General features: G+C 67.6%; 18 protein-coding genes. 8 read left to right on the top strand and 10 right to left on the bottom strand.

The window, feature by feature from the left end:
• Positions 1-46 precede the first annotated feature (46 nt).
• Positions 47-1,177: a GH25 family lysozyme gene (locus tag FGL98_RS16890; protein ID WP_146318611.1), complete on the bottom strand. Its 1,131-nt coding sequence runs from the start codon at positions 1,175-1,177 to the stop codon at positions 47-49.
• 200 nt (positions 1,178-1,377) lie between these two features.
• On the opposite strand from FGL98_RS16890, the gene FGL98_RS16895 reads away from it, so the two are divergent.
• The 3 genes from FGL98_RS16895 to FGL98_RS16905 all read left to right on the top strand — a co-directional run bounded on the left by FGL98_RS16895 (position 1,378) and on the right by FGL98_RS16905 (position 3,273).
• Positions 1,378-1,977, top strand: coding sequence for a hypothetical protein (locus FGL98_RS16895; RefSeq protein ID WP_146318612.1), 600 nt, complete (start codon positions 1,378-1,380; stop codon positions 1,975-1,977).
• 73 nt (positions 1,978-2,050) lie between these two features.
• Entirely contained in the window at positions 2,051-2,731 is a 681-nt protein-coding gene (locus tag FGL98_RS16900) for a YcnI family copper-binding membrane protein (protein ID WP_146318613.1), read from the top strand.
• Entirely contained in the window at positions 2,728-3,273 is a 546-nt protein-coding gene (locus tag FGL98_RS16905; RefSeq protein WP_146318615.1) for a copper resistance CopC family protein, read from the top strand. Before FGL98_RS16900 ends, FGL98_RS16905 begins: the two co-directional genes overlap by 4 nt.
• Before the next feature lie 12 nt (positions 3,274-3,285).
• On the opposite strand, the gene FGL98_RS16910 is transcribed toward FGL98_RS16905, so the two are convergent.
• Together FGL98_RS16910 and FGL98_RS16915 are read right to left on the bottom strand one after the other, a co-directional pair.
• Complete coding sequence (locus tag FGL98_RS16910) at positions 3,286-3,717, bottom strand: (deoxy)nucleoside triphosphate pyrophosphohydrolase (RefSeq protein ID WP_146318617.1); 432 nt, start codon at positions 3,715-3,717, stop codon at positions 3,286-3,288.
• A 29-nt stretch (positions 3,718-3,746) separates the two neighbouring features.
• A complete protein-coding gene (locus tag FGL98_RS16915; protein ID WP_146318619.1) occupies positions 3,747-5,927 on the bottom strand; it encodes an MMPL family transporter in 2,181 nt (726 codons plus the stop codon).
• 180 nt (positions 5,928-6,107) lie between these two features.
• On the opposite strand from FGL98_RS16915, the gene FGL98_RS16920 reads away from it, so the two are divergent.
• Entirely contained in the window at positions 6,108-7,421 is a 1,314-nt protein-coding gene (locus FGL98_RS16920) for a sensor histidine kinase (RefSeq protein WP_146318621.1), read from the top strand.
• Complete coding sequence (locus FGL98_RS16925) at positions 7,373-8,017, top strand: response regulator (RefSeq protein WP_146318623.1); 645 nt, start codon at positions 7,373-7,375, stop codon at positions 8,015-8,017. The genes FGL98_RS16920 and FGL98_RS16925 overlap by 49 nt, the downstream gene beginning before the upstream one ends.
• Here the strand turns inward: FGL98_RS16925 and FGL98_RS16930 are convergent.
• Together FGL98_RS16930 and FGL98_RS16935 are read right to left on the bottom strand one after the other, a co-directional pair.
• Entirely contained in the window at positions 8,007-9,539 is a 1,533-nt protein-coding gene (locus FGL98_RS16930; protein WP_146318625.1) for an MFS transporter, read from the bottom strand. The two genes, FGL98_RS16925 and FGL98_RS16930, sit on opposite strands and share 11 nt — an antisense overlap.
• Positions 9,524-10,114 carry a PadR family transcriptional regulator gene (locus FGL98_RS16935; protein WP_186526217.1) on the bottom strand — a complete coding sequence of 197 codons (591 nt, stop codon included), beginning with the start codon at positions 10,112-10,114 and terminating at the stop codon, positions 9,524-9,526. The genes FGL98_RS16930 and FGL98_RS16935 overlap by 16 nt, the downstream gene beginning before the upstream one ends.
• A gap of 100 nt (positions 10,115-10,214) precedes the next feature.
• Here FGL98_RS16935 and FGL98_RS16940 point away from each other — a divergent pair, with 100 nt between their 5' ends.
• The gene (locus tag FGL98_RS16940; RefSeq protein ID WP_146318629.1) at positions 10,215-10,535 is read left to right on the top strand and encodes a 4a-hydroxytetrahydrobiopterin dehydratase; all 321 of its coding nucleotides are present in this window, start codon (positions 10,215-10,217) and stop codon (positions 10,533-10,535) included.
• Positions 10,528-11,289 carry a VIT1/CCC1 transporter family protein gene (locus tag FGL98_RS16945; protein WP_146318631.1) on the top strand — a complete coding sequence of 254 codons (762 nt, stop codon included), beginning with the start codon at positions 10,528-10,530 and terminating at the stop codon, positions 11,287-11,289. The genes FGL98_RS16940 and FGL98_RS16945 overlap by 8 nt, the downstream gene beginning before the upstream one ends.
• Positions 11,290-11,430: 141 nt before the next feature.
• Here the strand turns inward: FGL98_RS16945 and FGL98_RS16950 are convergent, their stop codons facing one another.
• The 5 genes from FGL98_RS16950 to FGL98_RS16970 all read right to left on the bottom strand — a co-directional run bounded on the left by FGL98_RS16950 (position 11,431) and on the right by FGL98_RS16970 (position 14,493).
• Positions 11,431-12,276: a siderophore-interacting protein gene (locus FGL98_RS16950; RefSeq protein ID WP_146318633.1), complete on the bottom strand. Its 846-nt coding sequence runs from the start codon at positions 12,274-12,276 to the stop codon at positions 11,431-11,433.
• A gap of 91 nt (positions 12,277-12,367) precedes the next feature.
• A complete protein-coding gene (locus FGL98_RS26760) occupies positions 12,368-12,748 on the bottom strand; it encodes a CoA transferase (RefSeq protein ID WP_146318635.1) in 381 nt (126 codons plus the stop codon).
• A complete protein-coding gene (locus FGL98_RS26765; RefSeq protein ID WP_281289188.1) occupies positions 12,721-13,494 on the bottom strand; it encodes a CoA transferase in 774 nt (257 codons plus the stop codon). The genes FGL98_RS26760 and FGL98_RS26765 overlap by 28 nt, the downstream gene beginning before the upstream one ends.
• A gap of 4 nt (positions 13,495-13,498) precedes the next feature.
• A complete protein-coding gene (locus tag FGL98_RS16965) occupies positions 13,499-14,059 on the bottom strand; it encodes an acyl-CoA dehydrogenase family protein (protein WP_186526218.1) in 561 nt (186 codons plus the stop codon).
• Between the two features lie 11 nt (positions 14,060-14,070).
• Positions 14,071-14,493: a hypothetical protein gene (locus FGL98_RS16970; protein WP_146318641.1), complete on the bottom strand. Its 423-nt coding sequence runs from the start codon at positions 14,491-14,493 to the stop codon at positions 14,071-14,073.
• 151 nt (positions 14,494-14,644) lie between these two features.
• Between FGL98_RS16970 and FGL98_RS16975 the strand changes: the two genes are divergently transcribed.
• Positions 14,645-14,935, top strand: coding sequence for an IclR family transcriptional regulator (locus tag FGL98_RS16975; RefSeq protein WP_146318643.1), 291 nt, complete (start codon positions 14,645-14,647; stop codon positions 14,933-14,935).
• The last annotated feature ends 373 nt before the right edge of the window (positions 14,936-15,308 follow it).

Below are 15,308 nucleotides of genomic sequence, written 5' to 3' on the forward strand. Positions count from 1 at the left end.
AACCCGAAGGCTTGCGAGAGTGCTTGGACGACGGCTCTACGAGTCGTTACTTGCACGCCTTGCTCGCGAGCTCGGCCTTCAGGTGCGACCAGGTGATCGGCCCGACGGAGCCGTCCACTGCGATGTGGGCCTCCCGCTGGAACGTCTTGACGGCGCTCAGCGTGGCGGGCCCGAAGTCGTGGTCGACCGCAAGGTGGGCACCGAGTTCATTCAGCGCCTTCTGCAGGTATTCCACGTCGCTGCCGGTCATGCCCTCGTGAAGCACCCGGAGGTGCGTCGGGGCGCCCAGCGGCAGGAGACAGGTGCCTCGGGCCAGCACCTTCAGGCGGCTTGTCGTGCCGTTGAACCAGTTCTCGTCGATGGGTGTTGAGGCATGCTGCCAGAATGTGTAGGCGGGCCATTGTCCAGGCAGGACGCCCGGGGTGCTGGCGTATCGGGCCACCCACAGCGGGTTGGTCCTGTTGAACCGGGTGGTGTTGCCGGTGCACTGACTCCACCAGTCGTACGTCGTGTAGATCACCGCGTCGCGACCGGTAAGCGAGTTGTACCGACTGGTGAACGAGGCGATCCAGTTGCTCATCTGGCTCGTTGTCAGGCCGTAGCACGTCGACCCGTAGGGGTTGTACTCGATGTCCAGCACGCCGGGCAGCGTCCGACCGTCAGGAGACCAGCCACCGCCGTGGCTGACGAAGTAGTCGGCCTGGACGGCGCCCGAGGACACGCTGGGGTTGGCAAAGTGGTATGCGCCGCGGATAAGTCCCGCGTTGTAGGCGCCGTTGTACTGCTGAGCGAACGTGGAGCTCGTGTAGTAGTTGCCCTCGGTCGCCTTGACGTAGGCAAAGGTTGATCCGCTGCGCGCCATCGATGCCCAGTCGACTTCTCCATTCCAGGCGGAGACGTCGATGCCCTGCGGCCCGGAGGTCGGAGTGAGGTTGGGAGTCAGCATGGCGCCGGTGGTGGCACGGCCCGCTGCGGCCGGCCCCCCATGAGCCTTGGCGGACCAGCCCATGTATGCCTGGCCGGCCTGGGTGATGCCGGCGGCCCTGGCCGGGGCGACCGCGCGAAGGTCCGAGCGCCCCGATGGCGACGCAGCTGCCGAGGCGGTGGCAGTGACCGCGAACGAACCGGCAAGGGCCAGGGCCAGGGCTGCTCCAATGGGGCGAACACACCGATACATGAGTCTCCTTCAAAATCATCTCAACGGGTCCGAGGTGGCGACCGACCGGTCAGCGAAGTTGCACCCACCCGGGCGGGCCGCGCCAGGCAGTCCGCATACCCCGGGCATCCTCCCATGACTCGTGTGACGTATGGGGTTTTAGTGACCGGTGATTTTGTGCGGAAGGTTGTGTCACCCGGCAACCTCATAGACTGCGCGCAGTGGAACTGACACGAGAAACCAGACGGCTTGCGCGATCCGCCGCACTGGGTGGTGCGGCGGTCGCTCTGGCGCTTGCGGCGCACGTCGGGGCCGGCGCGGCATCGCCCGGGCCCGGAGTTGTCGCGATGGCGGTGCTGCTGGCAACGGTCACGACCACGTTGTGCGCCGGCCGCAGATTGAGCCGCCTCAAGACTCTTGCGCTGCTCGGCGGAATGCAGGTCATCCTCCACACGACATTCACCTGTCTGGCCGACCGGGCACCCATCGACACCCAGATCCACGGCCACGGTCCGTCCAGTCACCGCACGCGCGCGCTCGACACCCTGCCCGCCGGAGCAGGGATGCCGCCGATGGACATGAGCGCGGGGATGATCTTGGCGCACGCCGGCGCGACCACGGCCCTCGCGCTGCTGCTGGCGTATGGCGAGACCCTGCTCTGGTCACTGGCCGCCTACTTCGGCCGCCGACTGCCGGACCGCCCGGTCGGGGCGGTTCTCCCGTCTCGGACCGCGCCCGTCGCACCTCTGCTCTCGCCGACTCATGAGGGGATCGATCCCGTCCCGAGCCGCCGTGGGCCACCGCAGGCGATCTTCGCCTGACCTTCGTCCACTGTGCCGCGCGGCGCCACGACAAACTGGCCCGCCGACGGCTGCTCAACCGACAGGAATCACCATGCGATCCATCCTGCCCATCCGCGCCGCAGCGACCATCGGGCTCTGCGGGGCTCTGCTGCTCGGCGGCGCCGCCGCCGCATCCGCCCATGTGCGCGTCACACCCAGCACCACCGAGGCCGGTTCGTTCTCGGTGCTCACCTTCCGCGTCCCCAACGAGGAGGCCACGGCCTCGACGACCCAGCTCACGGTCACGCTCCCCCAGCAGGACCCCTTCCTCAGCGTCAGCGTGCAGCCCGTGCCGGGCTGGAAGGCCACCTTGCACACCGCCACACTGCCGCACCCCGTCGCCCACGACGGAGCGACCGTCACCGAGGCCGTCCGCACGGTGACCTGGACAGCCGAGTCCGGACAGGGCATCGCCCCTGACCAGTTCGAGACCTTCGCTCTGTCCGTGGGGCCGTTGCCGGAGGCCGGCAAACAGGTGGCGGTGCCCGCCGCTCAGAAGTACTCGAACGGCGACGTCGTCAAGTGGGACCAGAAGAGCGTGGGCAAGACAGAGCCGGAGCACCCCGCACCGGCCTTCCACGTGACCGCTGCGGCTGACGCGCACGACCCGCCGTCCACGACCGACACCACGGCTCGCTGGCTCGGCGGAGGCGGGCTCGCGGTCGGCGTCGTCGGCGTCGGAGTGGGCGCGGCCGGCCTGCGGCGACGCCACGTGAATGATGTGGCGGCATGATCCGCCGGCTCCTTGCCCTGGTGACTGCGCTCTTCGCGACCTGCTTGTGGCTGAGCATCACCCCACAGGCACTCGCGCACGATGTCCTGATCTCCACGTCGCCAGCGGACGGGTCGAGGGTGGGACACACACCGTCAAAGATCGTGCTCACCTTCGACAATCCCGCCATCGCCACGGGCACCGTGCTCAAGGTGACAGGCCCCTCGGGCGACGTGACCGAAGGCAAACCGACCCTCTTGAATCACTCCGTCAGCCAGGCCATTCGACCGGGATCGGCGGCGGGAACGTACACCGTCGATTGGCGCATCACGTCGGTCGACGGCCATCCAGTCAGTGGAAAGTTCACCTTCACCAGCAGGGCCGCAGGCATCGGGGCGCCGTCCCCTCGCGCGTCCACAGCCTCGGTCGCGGCGAGCAAAACCGCCAGTGCGACGGCCGGTGGATCCGGCAGCACGAGCCCGTGGGTGTATGTCGGGGTCGTCGCGGTTGTGCTTGCCCTCGCCGGCGGGCTGCTCGTCGGCCGACGGCGGGTCAGGCGCTGAGGCCACGTGCGGTCAGGTCATCCATCTGCTGACCGCCTCGACCACGGGCAGATCGTCGGGCAGCCAGGGCACGTCGAAGAGCTGCGCCCTGGTCAGCCAGCGCAGCTGGTCATGGTCCTCGAGCGGCTCTGGTGCGTGGCTGCCCGCAACTCGGGTGATCCACACGTGCATGACGTAGGTCTCGCCGAGCGGCCACGCGCCGTCGAGCGGTCCCAGGATCTGATCGCCCACCCGGATCTCGACGCCAAGCTCCTCCAGCAGCTCACGGTGCAGCGCGGCGTGCAGGCCCTCGCCGGGCTCGACCTTGCCACCAGGCAGCTCCCACCCGCCCGCGTGCGCAGCCGGCGCGGTCCGGCGAGCACCGAGCAGAACGTGCGGGCGCGACATGTCGTCGACGAGGGCGGCCCCGACGACGACGCGGCGCTCCGGTGCGGTGGCTGGCATACCACCAGTCTGCCGCACCGGAGCCGCGGTCACGGCTGAGGTAGCGCTGCAACCGGCTGGAGCCGCGCCTCGTCGGCAACCGGCTCGGGTCGGTCCCCGCGAACTCGCATCGGCCACCATGCGACCTTGCCCAGAATCACCAGCGCGGACGGAAGCAGGACGAGGCGCACCAGGGTCGCGTCCAGCAGCACAGCCACCGACAGACCGACGCCGATCTCCTTCATCTCGACCATGCTCAGGGTCGCAAACAGCGCAAACACGGAGACCATGACGACCGCGGCACTCGTGACCACTCCGGCCGTCTCGTCCAGTGCCGAGGCGACCGCAACCCGCGGGGGCAGGCCGCGCCGCACGTGCTCACGAACCCGGCTGAGCACAAACACGTGATAGTCCATCGACAGGCCCATCAGCACGACAAACAGGAAGATTGGGATCCACGAGATGAGCGCGCCCGTCGAGTGGAAGTCCAATAGTCCCTGGGCCCAGGTGTGCTCGAAGACCAGCGACACCACCCCGAAGGTCGCGCCCACCGAGAGCAGATTGAGCAGGGTGGACAGCACCGCGACAACGACGCTGCGGAAGGTCAGAGCCATCATGACCAGCATCAGCCCCAGCACGATGACCAGCACCTTGGGTAGCCCGCCGGACAGCTGCTGCGCGACGTCGTATTCCTCGGCCATGCTGCCGCCGACCGCCCAGCGTGCATCCGGTACGCCGCGAACTGCGTTGGGCACCAGCTGATCCCGTAGGTCGTTCAGGGCCGAGTCCGCTGTGCTGCTTCCTGCGCCGGCGGTGCTGCCCAGCGACAGGACAGCGGTGTCCGGCCCGACCCTGATCCCAGCCCGACCCTCAGCCCAGCGACCCGTGGCCCGGGCTGCAGCGGCGACTCGGCCCAGAGCGGCGACCGCCTGCGCCCGATCCGAGGTCGTTGTCAGGACGACCTGCACTCCCTCCCTGGCCGAGGGGAACTGGGTGCTGATCCGCTGCATCGTCTGCACCTGCGGGATGTTCTGTGGCAGGGTGTCGAGGCTGCCCTGCTGGGTCTTCATCCCCAGCGCGGGCCCGGCCAGCGCCACCAGCACGACGAGCGCTGCGAGGAACGCGGTCTTCGGGTGCCGAAGCACCGGAGCGAAGATCACTCGGCTTGCGCCGCCGGGTCGTATTCGAGCAACCAGGCGCCACAAGAGCGGCACGCGCGGGCGGTCCACCCAGTGCCCGAAGATCACCAGGAGCGCGGGCAGCACGGTAAGGGAACCGAATACGGCAATTGCCACAACGAGGATCGCGCCGGCGGCAAGGCTGTTGAACGTCACGCTGCCCACGGCATACAGGCCGGCCATGCAGGCGATCACGGCCGACCCGGAGACCACGATCGAGTGCCCTGACGTCTGGGTGGCAATCTCCACCGCGTCCAGCTTCGTGGCGCCCTTGGCGCGCTCCTGACGCTCCCGCTTGAGGTAGAAGAGGGAGTAGTCCACCCCGACCGCCATCCCGATCAGCAGGATCATGCTGGTGACGGTCGACTCCATCGGGATGAGGTGCGAGATCGGGCCCATCAGTCCCATCGTGGCGAGCACACTGGTCAGGGCGAGCAGCACCGGGATGCCTGCGGCGATCAGTGCTGCGAAGACCACGAGCATGATCAGCAGCGTGATCGGCAGGCTGATCGACTCGGCCGATCCCAGGTCCGAACCGACCCTGTCGTTGACCGCGGCGTTCAGGGAGGCGGTGCCGGCCTCGGCGATCTTCATCCCCGGATGGTCGTGGGCAGCTTCGGTCACAACGTGCTGAATCCCGGACACATCCGGGTCCGCGCCATTCGCCCGCTCCTTCAACGTAATCGGAAGCATCAGCGTGCCCCCGTCCGTTGACCACACCGGGTGCTGGGTGCCGGCGACAACGTGATCACCCGACACCTGGGTCGCTATCACGTGTGCGACGCCTTCCGCGGAGTGCCTGTCGGCTCGCCCGGCCGACCCGCCGATCAGGACATACTCGGTGTCCGGCGTCTGCAGACCCGCGGCCTCAAGCATGGCGGCCGCTCGACCCGACTGGCCGACGCGCTGATCCACAGCCGTCGGTGTCTTCATAGCCATCGCGGATCCGGCGCCGACGGCGAGCACCACGAGCACCAACCAGACACCGACTGCCCGCCATGGGTGCCGTGCGCTCCAGCGCGCCAGCCGCCCGGTGATGTTCCTACGTCGCATGAGAGCTCCTCCTGGAGAGTCCGATCGGCAAGTGGCCGACGCATTCAGACTTCCCTCTCAGACCTCTCCGGTCACGGGTGCCAGGACCCGGACGGGGGTAGGCCCAGGCCCACCCCGCACGCCGGTCTGGTGGGGCTTGCGCCTACTGCCACCTCGTCGGGCACAGGGCAGGATGGACCCATGACCTCCTCTGCGGCGACCCTCACGGCCGACCCGGCCGGCCCGCCGAGACGTCCGGGTCGACTGAGGCTCACCGTGATCAGCCTTGCGTCGATGCTCCTGGCCGTGCCCGCTCTGATCCTCTTCGTCCTGAGCACGGTTGCCCTCGCCCTCGTGCCCCTCGGTGGGGTGGGAGTGCCGATACTGCTGTGCACGGTGCCGGCGACGAGGTGGGCCTGCAACCGGCAACGTGCACTTGCCGGGAGTGGCCTGCCCGAGCCGGTCCGGCAAACCTACGCGGATGGTTCCGGGCGCTCCATAATCGGTCGTGTCCGGTTGTGGGGCTCCGAGGCGGCGCGGTGGCGTGACTACGGCTGGACGCTCTACAGCTCCAGTGTGGGATTCATCCTGTCCGCTTGCGTCGTCGGCCTTCTGATCTACCCGCTGTGGACCATCGTCTGGTTCTTCCTGTGGCTCGGGCTTCCCGACGTCTTCGATAGGCCGTACGGGTTCTTGCACATCACCGAGATCGGGCAGGCGCTGGCCTTCACCGCGGTCGACTTCACCGTTGCGGTCATCCTCTTCCTCCTGCTGACCCGGCCGTTGTGCCACCTCCGGCTTCGCCTGGACGCGCTGCTGCTCGGGGCTACCCGCGAGGAGGCGCTGCGACGTCGGGTGGCCGAGGTGACGACCGCACGAGACGAGAGCGTCGACGCCTCGGCATCCGAGCTGCGCCGCGTCGAACGCGACCTGCACGACGGCGCGCAGGCCAGGCTGGCCGCCCTGGCCATGAGCCTCGGACTCGCCGAGGAGCTGGTCGACAAGGACCCGGCCGCGGTGCGCGCGCTGATCGCCGAAGCCCGCGCGAATGCGTCTGGTGCCCTCGGTGACATCCGCTCCGTCGTGCGGGGCATCCATCCACCGGTCCTTGCGGATCGCGGGCTGGAGGAGGCGGTCCGTGCCCTGTCCGTCGACATGTCCGTGCCGATCACAGTCCGGCTGGGCATCGGTGAGCGCATTCCCGCGGCAACGGAGTCCGCGCTCTACTTCGCGGTGGCCGAGTGCCTGGCCAACATGTCGAAGCACTCGGGCGCGAGGCGCGGATGGATCTGTACCGCCCGAGATGGCGGTCGGGTTCTGGTCGAGGTCGGGGACGACGGACGTGGTGGGGCGGTCATCACCGGTTCGGGGCTGCACGGGGTGACTCGACGGCTGGCCGCCCTGGACGGCAAGATGTCACTGTCCAGCCCGCAAGGTGGTCCGACCGTGATCACGATGGAGGTCCCGTGCGCGTCGTCATCGGCGAAGACCACGCCCTCCTCCGGGACGGCCTGACCCGGATCCTGCAGGCCTACGACATCGAGGTCGTCGAGGCGGTCGCCAACGCGCCGTCCTTGATGAAGGCACTGCGGGAGCACACGCCGGACCTCGCCATCGTCGATGTGCGGATGCCGCCCACCTTCACCGACGAGGGTCTCCGAGTCGCGATCGACGCCCGGCACGAACAGCCCGGGCTGCCGGTCATGGTGCTGTCGCAGTATGTCGAGCAGCTCTATGCCCGCGAGCTGCTCGACAGCGGCGATGGCGGCGTGGGCTACCTCCTCAAGGACCGGGTCTCGGACGTATCCGGATTTGTCACCTCCGCGCGGCAGGTCGCCAACGGCGGCACCGTGCTCGACCCCGACGTCGTGCGCCACCTGCTGGCCCGGCAGACCGCCGGGTCCGCCGTGGACCAGCTCACCGACCGGGAGCGCGAGGTGCTCGGGCTCATGGCCGAAGGCCGGTCCAACGCGGCGATCGCCGGAGCCCTGTTCGTGACCGAGAAGGCGATCAGCAAGCACACCAGCTCGATCTTCACCAAACTGGACCTGCCGGTGTCATCGGACGACAACCGGCGGGTCCTGGCGGTGCTGGCCTACCTCAGTCGCTGACCAGGTGGCGCGGCTGGTCCTTGCCGGAGTGCGTCGAGGCGCTGTGCTTTGCCAGCCGTGCCTTCACGTGCGGGTTCGTGAAGAACAGTGCGGCAATGAAGCCAAGGAAGATCACCGCGGCCGGCAGGTAGAGCGACTCCCCCATGGCTCGCGCGAAACCATCGCGAACCGGCGCGGGCAACCGGCCGCCGACGCCCCCAGACATGCCGGCTCCGGCCGCGCCAAGATGCGCCGTCAGCCGCGACTCCATCAGCGCCGCGATGGCCGCGCTGCCGAGCACCGCGCCGACCTGCCGAGTCGTGTTGTAGACACCCGCTCCGGCACCGGCATTCTGTGGCGGCAGGGTCCGTGTCGCCGCGACTGACAGCGGAGACCACATGAACGCGTTGGCCACCCCGAGCAGGACGATGGGCAGCTCCAGCTGCCACACCGCGGTGCCTGGGCGCAGCACCAAGCCGAGCCAGACCATCGAGACGGCGAAGGACAGCAGCCCGATGCCGGACAGGAATGCGGGGTGCATCCGGTCGACGAGGCGACCGACACCAGGGGCGAGCACTCCGCTCAGCACGGCCATCGGGATCAGCAGCATCGCGGCATGCAGCGGGCTCATCCCACGCACCGCCTGGGCGTAGAGCATCAGTGGGAAAGCCATTGCGGTGATGGCGAATCCGACCGTCGTGATCGATACGTTGGCCAGGCTGAAGTTGCGGTCCTTGAAGAGGATGAGCGGCACCAGCGGCTCTCGCCTGTTCTTGCGCTGCCAGATGACGAAGAGGCCGAGCACGACGACGCCGACGGCGATGAGGAGGGGGACGGAGACGAGTCCAGAGATCTGCCCCCACTTGTAGGACTGCCCCTCCTGGATCCCGAAGACCAGCAGGAACATGCCGATTGCCGACAGGAGCACGCCGAGACCGTCGAACTGGTGCGAGTGGACCGGCAGCTTGGGCACCAGGATCCAGGCGAGCACGAACCCGATCACACCGACCGGCACGTTGATGTAGAAGATCCACTCCCAGCCCCACCGGTCGACCAGGAAGCCACCGAGGATCGGGCCGACGAGGGTCGCCACACCGGCGACCGCGCCCCAGAAGCCCATCGCCTGGCCGCGCCGCTCCGCCGGGAAGATTCGGGTGATCACCGACATCGTCTGCGGCGCAAGCAGAGACGCGCCGAGACCCTGGACCACCCGGGCGACCACCAGGGCGCCCACGGAGTTGGTGAAGCCGCACCAGAAGGAGGCGAGGGTAAAGATCGTCAGGCCGACGAGGTAGACGTTCTTCGGTCCGAACCGGTCACCCAGCCGTCCGGTGATCAGCAGCGGCACGGCATACGCCAGCAGGTAGGCACTGGTCACCCAGACCACTGCATTGATGTCGGCGTGCAACCCGTTCATCATTGCCGGCGTCGCCACCGACACGATTGTCGAGTCGACCAGAATCATGAAGAAGCCCACGCACAACGCCCAGAGCGCGGGCCACGGCTTGGCGTATTCGGTGCCGCTCGTCAGTGCATCGGCCATGTCAGGTCCTTCGAGTCGATCCTGGTGATGAGGTCGGTGATGTAGTCGTGCTCGGCACGACTCATTGCGAGCGAGTGGGTCCAGGCGAGACCGTAGGCGTCCAGGACGTCCCGCTCCCGCATCTGGGTAAGGCCCGCCTCCAGCTCGTCGATCTGGACCTCGAGTCCGTTGAGCCGGATCGTGAGGCGCTCGCGGACCTCCTGCGGGCTCAGCGAATGCGCCTCGGCAAGCGCGAGCGGCAGCGGCGGATAGGTGTTCTCCACCGTCGCGAGGTGCTCGTGGACCCACTCCCGCAGCGCGAGGCGCCCCCGGTCGGTCAGTCGATAGGTCGTGCGCTCGGGCCGGTTGCCCACGCACTCGGTGCCGCAGACCTGGGCAAGTCCGTCTCGTTCCAGCCGCTCGATGCAGTGGTAGAGGGACCCGGGACGAACCTTCACCAGGTGGTCCTCGCGCCGGTCGCGCAGAGTGTGCAGCATCTCGTAGGGGTGCATGTCGCGCTCATGGAGGAGCGCGAGAAGCGCGACGGACAGCGGGGTGACGTCGGTGGTCGGTGAAGCGGTGGTCTGTGCGGGCACCAGAACAATATACTCCACGTGGAATATTTCGCAAGGACTATGGTGTCTGGACAGCCTGTCCTTGCTGGAAATCACGGCCGAGAAGGGGCAGATTGAAGCAATGAGCCGCTTACTCGCACAGGAGGAGATCGACCGCCAGCTGCGGGATCTACCGGGCTGGGAGCAGGATGACGACGCCATCCGGGCGGCATATGACGCACAATCCTTCGCCGACGCCGTGCGACTGGTCGTGGAGGTCGCCGACGAGGCGGAACAGATGGACCACCACCCGGACCTCCACCTGTCGTGGGTGACGACCACCTGGACGCTGTCGACGCACAGCGAGGGTGGCTTGACGCAGCTGGACTTCGAGCTAGCTCACCGCATCGCGCAGGCGGCAAGCCGAATGGCCGCAACCGTCCACGAGGGCGCACATGGATAGCAATCCAGAAGCACGGTCCATCGACGCGCTGGAGTCGGGTCCGTCGCGCCAGCAGCCGCACGAGGGCGAGCTGCAGAGCGCCGGTGTCTCCGGGCGGCTCAACTGGCTGCGTGCCGGGGTGCTCGGCGCCAACGACGGCATCGTCAGCGTCGCAGGCATCGTGATGGGTGTCGCCGGGTCCGGCGCGGCTCGCTCGACCATCGGCATTGCGGGCGTGGCGGGCCTCGTGGCCGGCGCACTGTCGATGGCGACCGGCGAGTACGTCTCGGTCAGCACTCAGCGGGACACCGAACGGGCCCTACTGCGCAAGGAACGCCATGAGCTGCGGTCCATGCCGCACGAGGAGTTGGAGGAGCTCACCCAGATCTATCAGGCGAAGGGCCTGTCCCGCCCGCTGGCAGAGAAGGTCGCCGAACAGCTGACGGAGCACGACGCGCTCGGCGCCCACGCCGAAGCGGAGCTCGGCATCGACCCGAACGAGCTGACCAACCCCTGGCACGCAGCGTGGGCCTCATTGCTGGCCTTCACGATCGGCGCGCTGCTTCCCCTGCTTGCCGTGCTGCTCCCGAGCAGCCCATGGCGAGTGCCCGTCACCGTCGGAGCGGTCGTCATAGCTCTGATCATCACCGGCTCGATCAGCGCCCGCGTCGGTGGTGCACCCGAGGGCAGGGCCATCGCCCGCAACGTGCTCGGTGGCGTCATCGCCATGGCCGTGACCTTCGGCATCGGCCACCTCGTCGGCCTCAGCATCTAGTCTCCTTGACCAACAACGTGATTGAACTAGTCCAGGAGCTCGCACCAATAGGTTCGCCCTCGAGTAGCCGAGCGCGCAGCGCGAGCTACTCGATCGTCGGAAGTGAGCGGCAACTCGCGCGTGTGCGTCAGGAACGGTGGCTCAGTCCGCGATCTGTCCGATCGGCTCGCGCTTCTCCACCTGGGGGTACCTCCCGCTTGCAGGGGAGAAGCGGTCCTCGGTGCGCCCCTCCGCCCAGTAGCCCGACAGCGAGATCCGATGCCGGTCGACGCCACGCCCCTTAAGGAGCTTGCGCAGAGCCTTCATCGCCGCACGCTCACCGTGCGCGAAGACCTCCATCTCAGCGTCCGGCCACGGACCGGCCGCCACGGCGTCACGCAGGCGCTCCGGGTTCTGGCCCTCGCCCGCGCGGCATACGAGCCGAATCTCCACACCGCGTGGGGCCTTCACCTCGGGCGCGAGCTCGAGGCTGTCAACCTCGAGGTATGCCATGCCGACGGCGTCGGCCGGGAGAGCCTCCAGGGCCGCGCCGATCGCCGGGATCGCGGACTCGTCGCCGGCAAACAAGTGCCAGTCGACGTCCTCGGTCGGGGCGTACTTCCCGCCCGGCCCGCCCACCACGAAGGTGTCGCCCGGCTGCGCGGAAGCCGCCCAGGGACCGGCGAGCCCCTCGTCACCGTGGACCACGAAGTCGATCGCCAGGGTCTTCGATGCTTCATCGACCCAACGCACCGTGTAGGTGCGGGTGACCGGTAGGCCACCTGGATCCATCGTCTTGCGAAGGGCCTTCACGTCAAACGGTGGCCTCAGGTCCAGTCCCGGCCGGGCGAAGTAGATCTTGACGTAGCGGTCGGTGAACTCGTTGTTGTGGAAGTCATCGAACCCCGGCCCGCCGGCGACGACGCGGACCATGTGGTCGGTCAACCACTCGACTCGCTGCACAGTCAGCATCGCCTGAGATCTACCGCGCGACGTCTTTGTGCTCATAACCGTCCTTCACTTGAGATCAGTGAGGGTAACCTAACCTATTATCCGGTCGGTCGAAAGTCCGGCTGCGCGGTGCGCACCGCCCAGCACCTCATCCGTGTGCTCTCCCAGCCGGGCCGCTGGACCGGCCGGGGGCCGATGGCGTGCGGGAGAACTTCCAGGCGAGACCGGGCTGACGCAAACACCCTTCGGTGGGATGGTCCACCGTCTCGAAGAGCTCACTGGCCACGATCTGCGGATCGTCCACGAGCTCGGCCAGACTCTTGACCGCCACGGCCGGGATGTCCGCCTTGTCGAACTGGTCCAGCCACTGCTCGGTGCTTCGGGTGGTGAGGACACTTTCAAGGAGCTGGTAGAGCTCGTCGATGTGCTCGGTTCGGTCGCGGATCGTCTGGAAGTGTGGATCGCCCGCAAGGTCCGACCGACCGATGAGATCGAAGAACGTCAGCCATTGGCGATCGGTGTAGACCACGACCGAGAGGTAGCCGTCCTTGGTCGCACACGGCTTGCGATGGGGGGGGAAGCGGTCCTGCTGTAACCGGCCGGCCCGTCCTGCGGGTCGTAGACCAAACCCCCCATCTGCTCGATCGCGTTCATCGCCACCATCGACTCGTACATCGGGATGTCCACACTTTGACCCAGCCCACTGTGCGAACGCTCATACAGGGCAGCGAGAATCGCGGTAGCAGCCATCGAGCCGACGGTCTTGTCCACGTGCGCGCTGCGGATGCAGTGCGGAGCCGGGTCCGCCTGCAGCGCAGCGACACCACAAGCACCCTGGACCACATCGTCGTAGGCGGCCTTGTCCGCATATCGGCCGCTCTGGCCAAATCCATACATGCTGCAGAACACCAGTTGCGGGTAGGCCGTGGCCAACTGGTCGCCCGCGACGCCCAGCCGACGCGCCGCTGCGGGCCTCAGGTTGTGACAGAAGACGTCCGCGTCGGCCAGCAGATCAAGCAGAGCGGCGTGACCATCATCGGTTTTGAGGTCGAGCACGACGCTTCTCTTGCCCCTGTTGGCATTCATGAACACGTGGCCCAGTCCGCGGCCGTCCCGATCGCCTATCGACCGGACGATGTCCCCGCCCGGGGCCTCGATCTTCACGACATCGGCTCCCATCTGAGCGAGCAGAAGCGAGCAGTAGGGCCCATCAACGTCGTGGACAGGTCGACCACCTTGAGCCGTGCGAGGGGGCCGGCCGCAGTGGCCTTCCACCTGCTCATCCGGTCAGCACCTCCCAGAAGTTCGCTTCCCCGCCCGAAACAGCTTGCGTGCCAGGTGAAATGGCCTCATATCGATCCGGGAGGTCGGCATCGAGCCAGGCCCAGATCCGGCGGGTGAGCCGGTGGAGTGGGTATTCTTCGGTCACCCCCATGGCGCCGTGCAGCTGATGCGCCAGGGTGGCGACCCGGTCTGCGCACCGCCCCGCCATGAGCCGCGCCACCTGCGCGGATGCCGCGTCGAGGTTGTCACCGGTGACAAGGGCTCGCCGAAGGCCGGCATCGGCCTGGATGAGCTCGGTCTGCATCACGGCGAGATTGGCCCCGACCGCCGGGATCTTCAGCAGTGGTGCGCCGAACTGCTCTCGCGTCGAGACGTAGGCCTTGGTCAGGTCGTATGCCGCGTGCGCGGCTCCGAGCAGGGCAGCGGCACGTAGCAACCGGATCCGGCCCAGTACCTGGCTGCCCGAGACGTCCTCGATGGACTCGCACGACGCGTTCGTCGGGCGCACGGTCGCAGCGGGCTCCCCCGCGACGTCCGCCGCAGAGTGCACCTCCACGTCCGGGGAAGTCAGCCCGACCCGAACACCAGACCGTCCGGCAGGACCAGCACGAGGTGTTTCGCCTCAGCCGCCCATCGCGCTCTGACGCTGCCGCTCATCAGCTGGTCGGACACTGACAGGTGCGTCGTGCCTACGGCCACGGTGTCCAGAACCGCATCGGTCTCAAGTGAATTCGGCGCGGCCCAGCCGGCGGTCGCGTGCTCGATCAGCGGAGTGCTCACGGCCGCGGCCGCCAGCTCCTGCACACACGCGACCAAATCGTCGAGGTCTCCTCCCTCGGAACCGGCGTCCCGCCCTGCGATCTGGGTGATTCCAGCGGTCTGCAGCTCGCTCCAGACTCGCTTCCACTGCGGCCCTGAGGACGACCCTCGCTCGGCACTCTGCACGATCGTGCGGACCACAGCCCGAAGGTCGTCGGCTATGTCACTCATGCTCTCTCCTCACTCTTGGCGATGAGACCCAGCAGAACTTCCAGGGCACCGCCGCGGATGGTGAACACTGGCGCTGCCAGTTGCGCTTGGCTGAAGGTGGACTCGGCCTCGCCGGTCGCCAGGCCTGCTTGCCGGCATCGACAAGCGGGACATGTATGCCTACCTCAAGTCCGCGTCGCCCGACGAGGAGCCGTTTGTCGAGGGTTTCCTCAACGAGGTGGACGCAATTCGCACGACCGGACTGGCCACGAGCCACGGCTACATCCGCTCGGAGCTGTCCGGCGTCGCGACACCGGTGATCGAACGCGGAACCGCGGTCGCCGCAATCGGTCTCATCGGTTTTCGGGACGAGATGGAGGACCGCCTGGACTCGCTCGGCCAGACGTTGCGCACACGCGTCCTGGACTGGTCCCGACGCACTTTCGACGACCGCTTCACCTGAGGCGGCGCTCGGGAACGGCTCGAGCTGTCGAGATGCAGCGAAGATTGAACGAATCACGACCTGTTCAATCGGCAAAGAGGGTCGGATTTCGGTCGGCGATGCAAGCAGCCGTCGGTATCGGGATGCAGCAAGGGACTTCGAAGCCTGTCGATGAACCATCCTCGTGCGGAGCTCGGCACTACCGCTCTCGGTAGATTTCGGAACGATGTCCGAGGCCGATGGCGATGATTACCACTTCTTCGTCACGGATCTCGACAAGCACTCGTCAGTCGCCCACCCGACACCGCCAGTATCCAGCGAGGTCGCCAGCCAGTCCTTTGCCACCCCTCGGTTGAGACTGCGGCCTCCAAAGTGCTGCTTCAAAGCGGCAGCC

This window comes from Leekyejoonella antrihumi (genome assembly GCF_007845645.1).
GTDB classification, from domain to species: Bacteria; Actinomycetota; Actinomycetes; order Actinomycetales; family Dermatophilaceae; genus Leekyejoonella; species Leekyejoonella antrihumi.

Bases quoted from the DNA above. Each gene is read 5' to 3' on its own strand.
- FGL98_RS16915 (WP_146318619.1), bottom strand. From the start codon at position 5,927: ATGCGACGTAGGAACATCACCGGGCGGCTGGCGCGCTGGAGCGCACGG.
- FGL98_RS16920 (WP_146318621.1), top strand. From the start codon at position 6,108: ATGACCTCCTCTGCGGCGACCCTCACGGCCGACCCGGCCGGCCCGCCG.
- FGL98_RS16910 (WP_146318617.1), bottom strand. From the start codon at position 3,717: ATGCCAGCCACCGCACCGGAGCGCCGCGTCGTCGTCGGGGCCGCCCTC.
- FGL98_RS16945 (WP_146318631.1), top strand. From the start codon at position 10,528: ATGGATAGCAATCCAGAAGCACGGTCCATCGACGCGCTGGAGTCGGGT.
- FGL98_RS16930 (WP_146318625.1), bottom strand. From the start codon at position 9,539: ATGGCCGATGCACTGACGAGCGGCACCGAATACGCCAAGCCGTGGCCC.
- FGL98_RS16905 (WP_146318615.1), top strand. From the start codon at position 2,728: ATGATCCGCCGGCTCCTTGCCCTGGTGACTGCGCTCTTCGCGACCTGC.
- FGL98_RS16940 (WP_146318629.1), top strand. From the start codon at position 10,215: ATGAGCCGCTTACTCGCACAGGAGGAGATCGACCGCCAGCTGCGGGAT.
- FGL98_RS16900 (WP_146318613.1), top strand. From the start codon at position 2,051: ATGCGATCCATCCTGCCCATCCGCGCCGCAGCGACCATCGGGCTCTGC.
- FGL98_RS16975 (WP_146318643.1), top strand. From the start codon at position 14,645: ATGTATGCCTACCTCAAGTCCGCGTCGCCCGACGAGGAGCCGTTTGTC.
- FGL98_RS16950 (WP_146318633.1), bottom strand. From the start codon at position 12,276: ATGAGCACAAAGACGTCGCGCGGTAGATCTCAGGCGATGCTGACTGTG.
- FGL98_RS16970 (WP_146318641.1), bottom strand. From the start codon at position 14,493: ATGAGTGACATAGCCGACGACCTTCGGGCTGTGGTCCGCACGATCGTG.
- FGL98_RS16890 (WP_146318611.1), bottom strand. From the start codon at position 1,177: ATGTATCGGTGTGTTCGCCCCATTGGAGCAGCCCTGGCCCTGGCCCTT.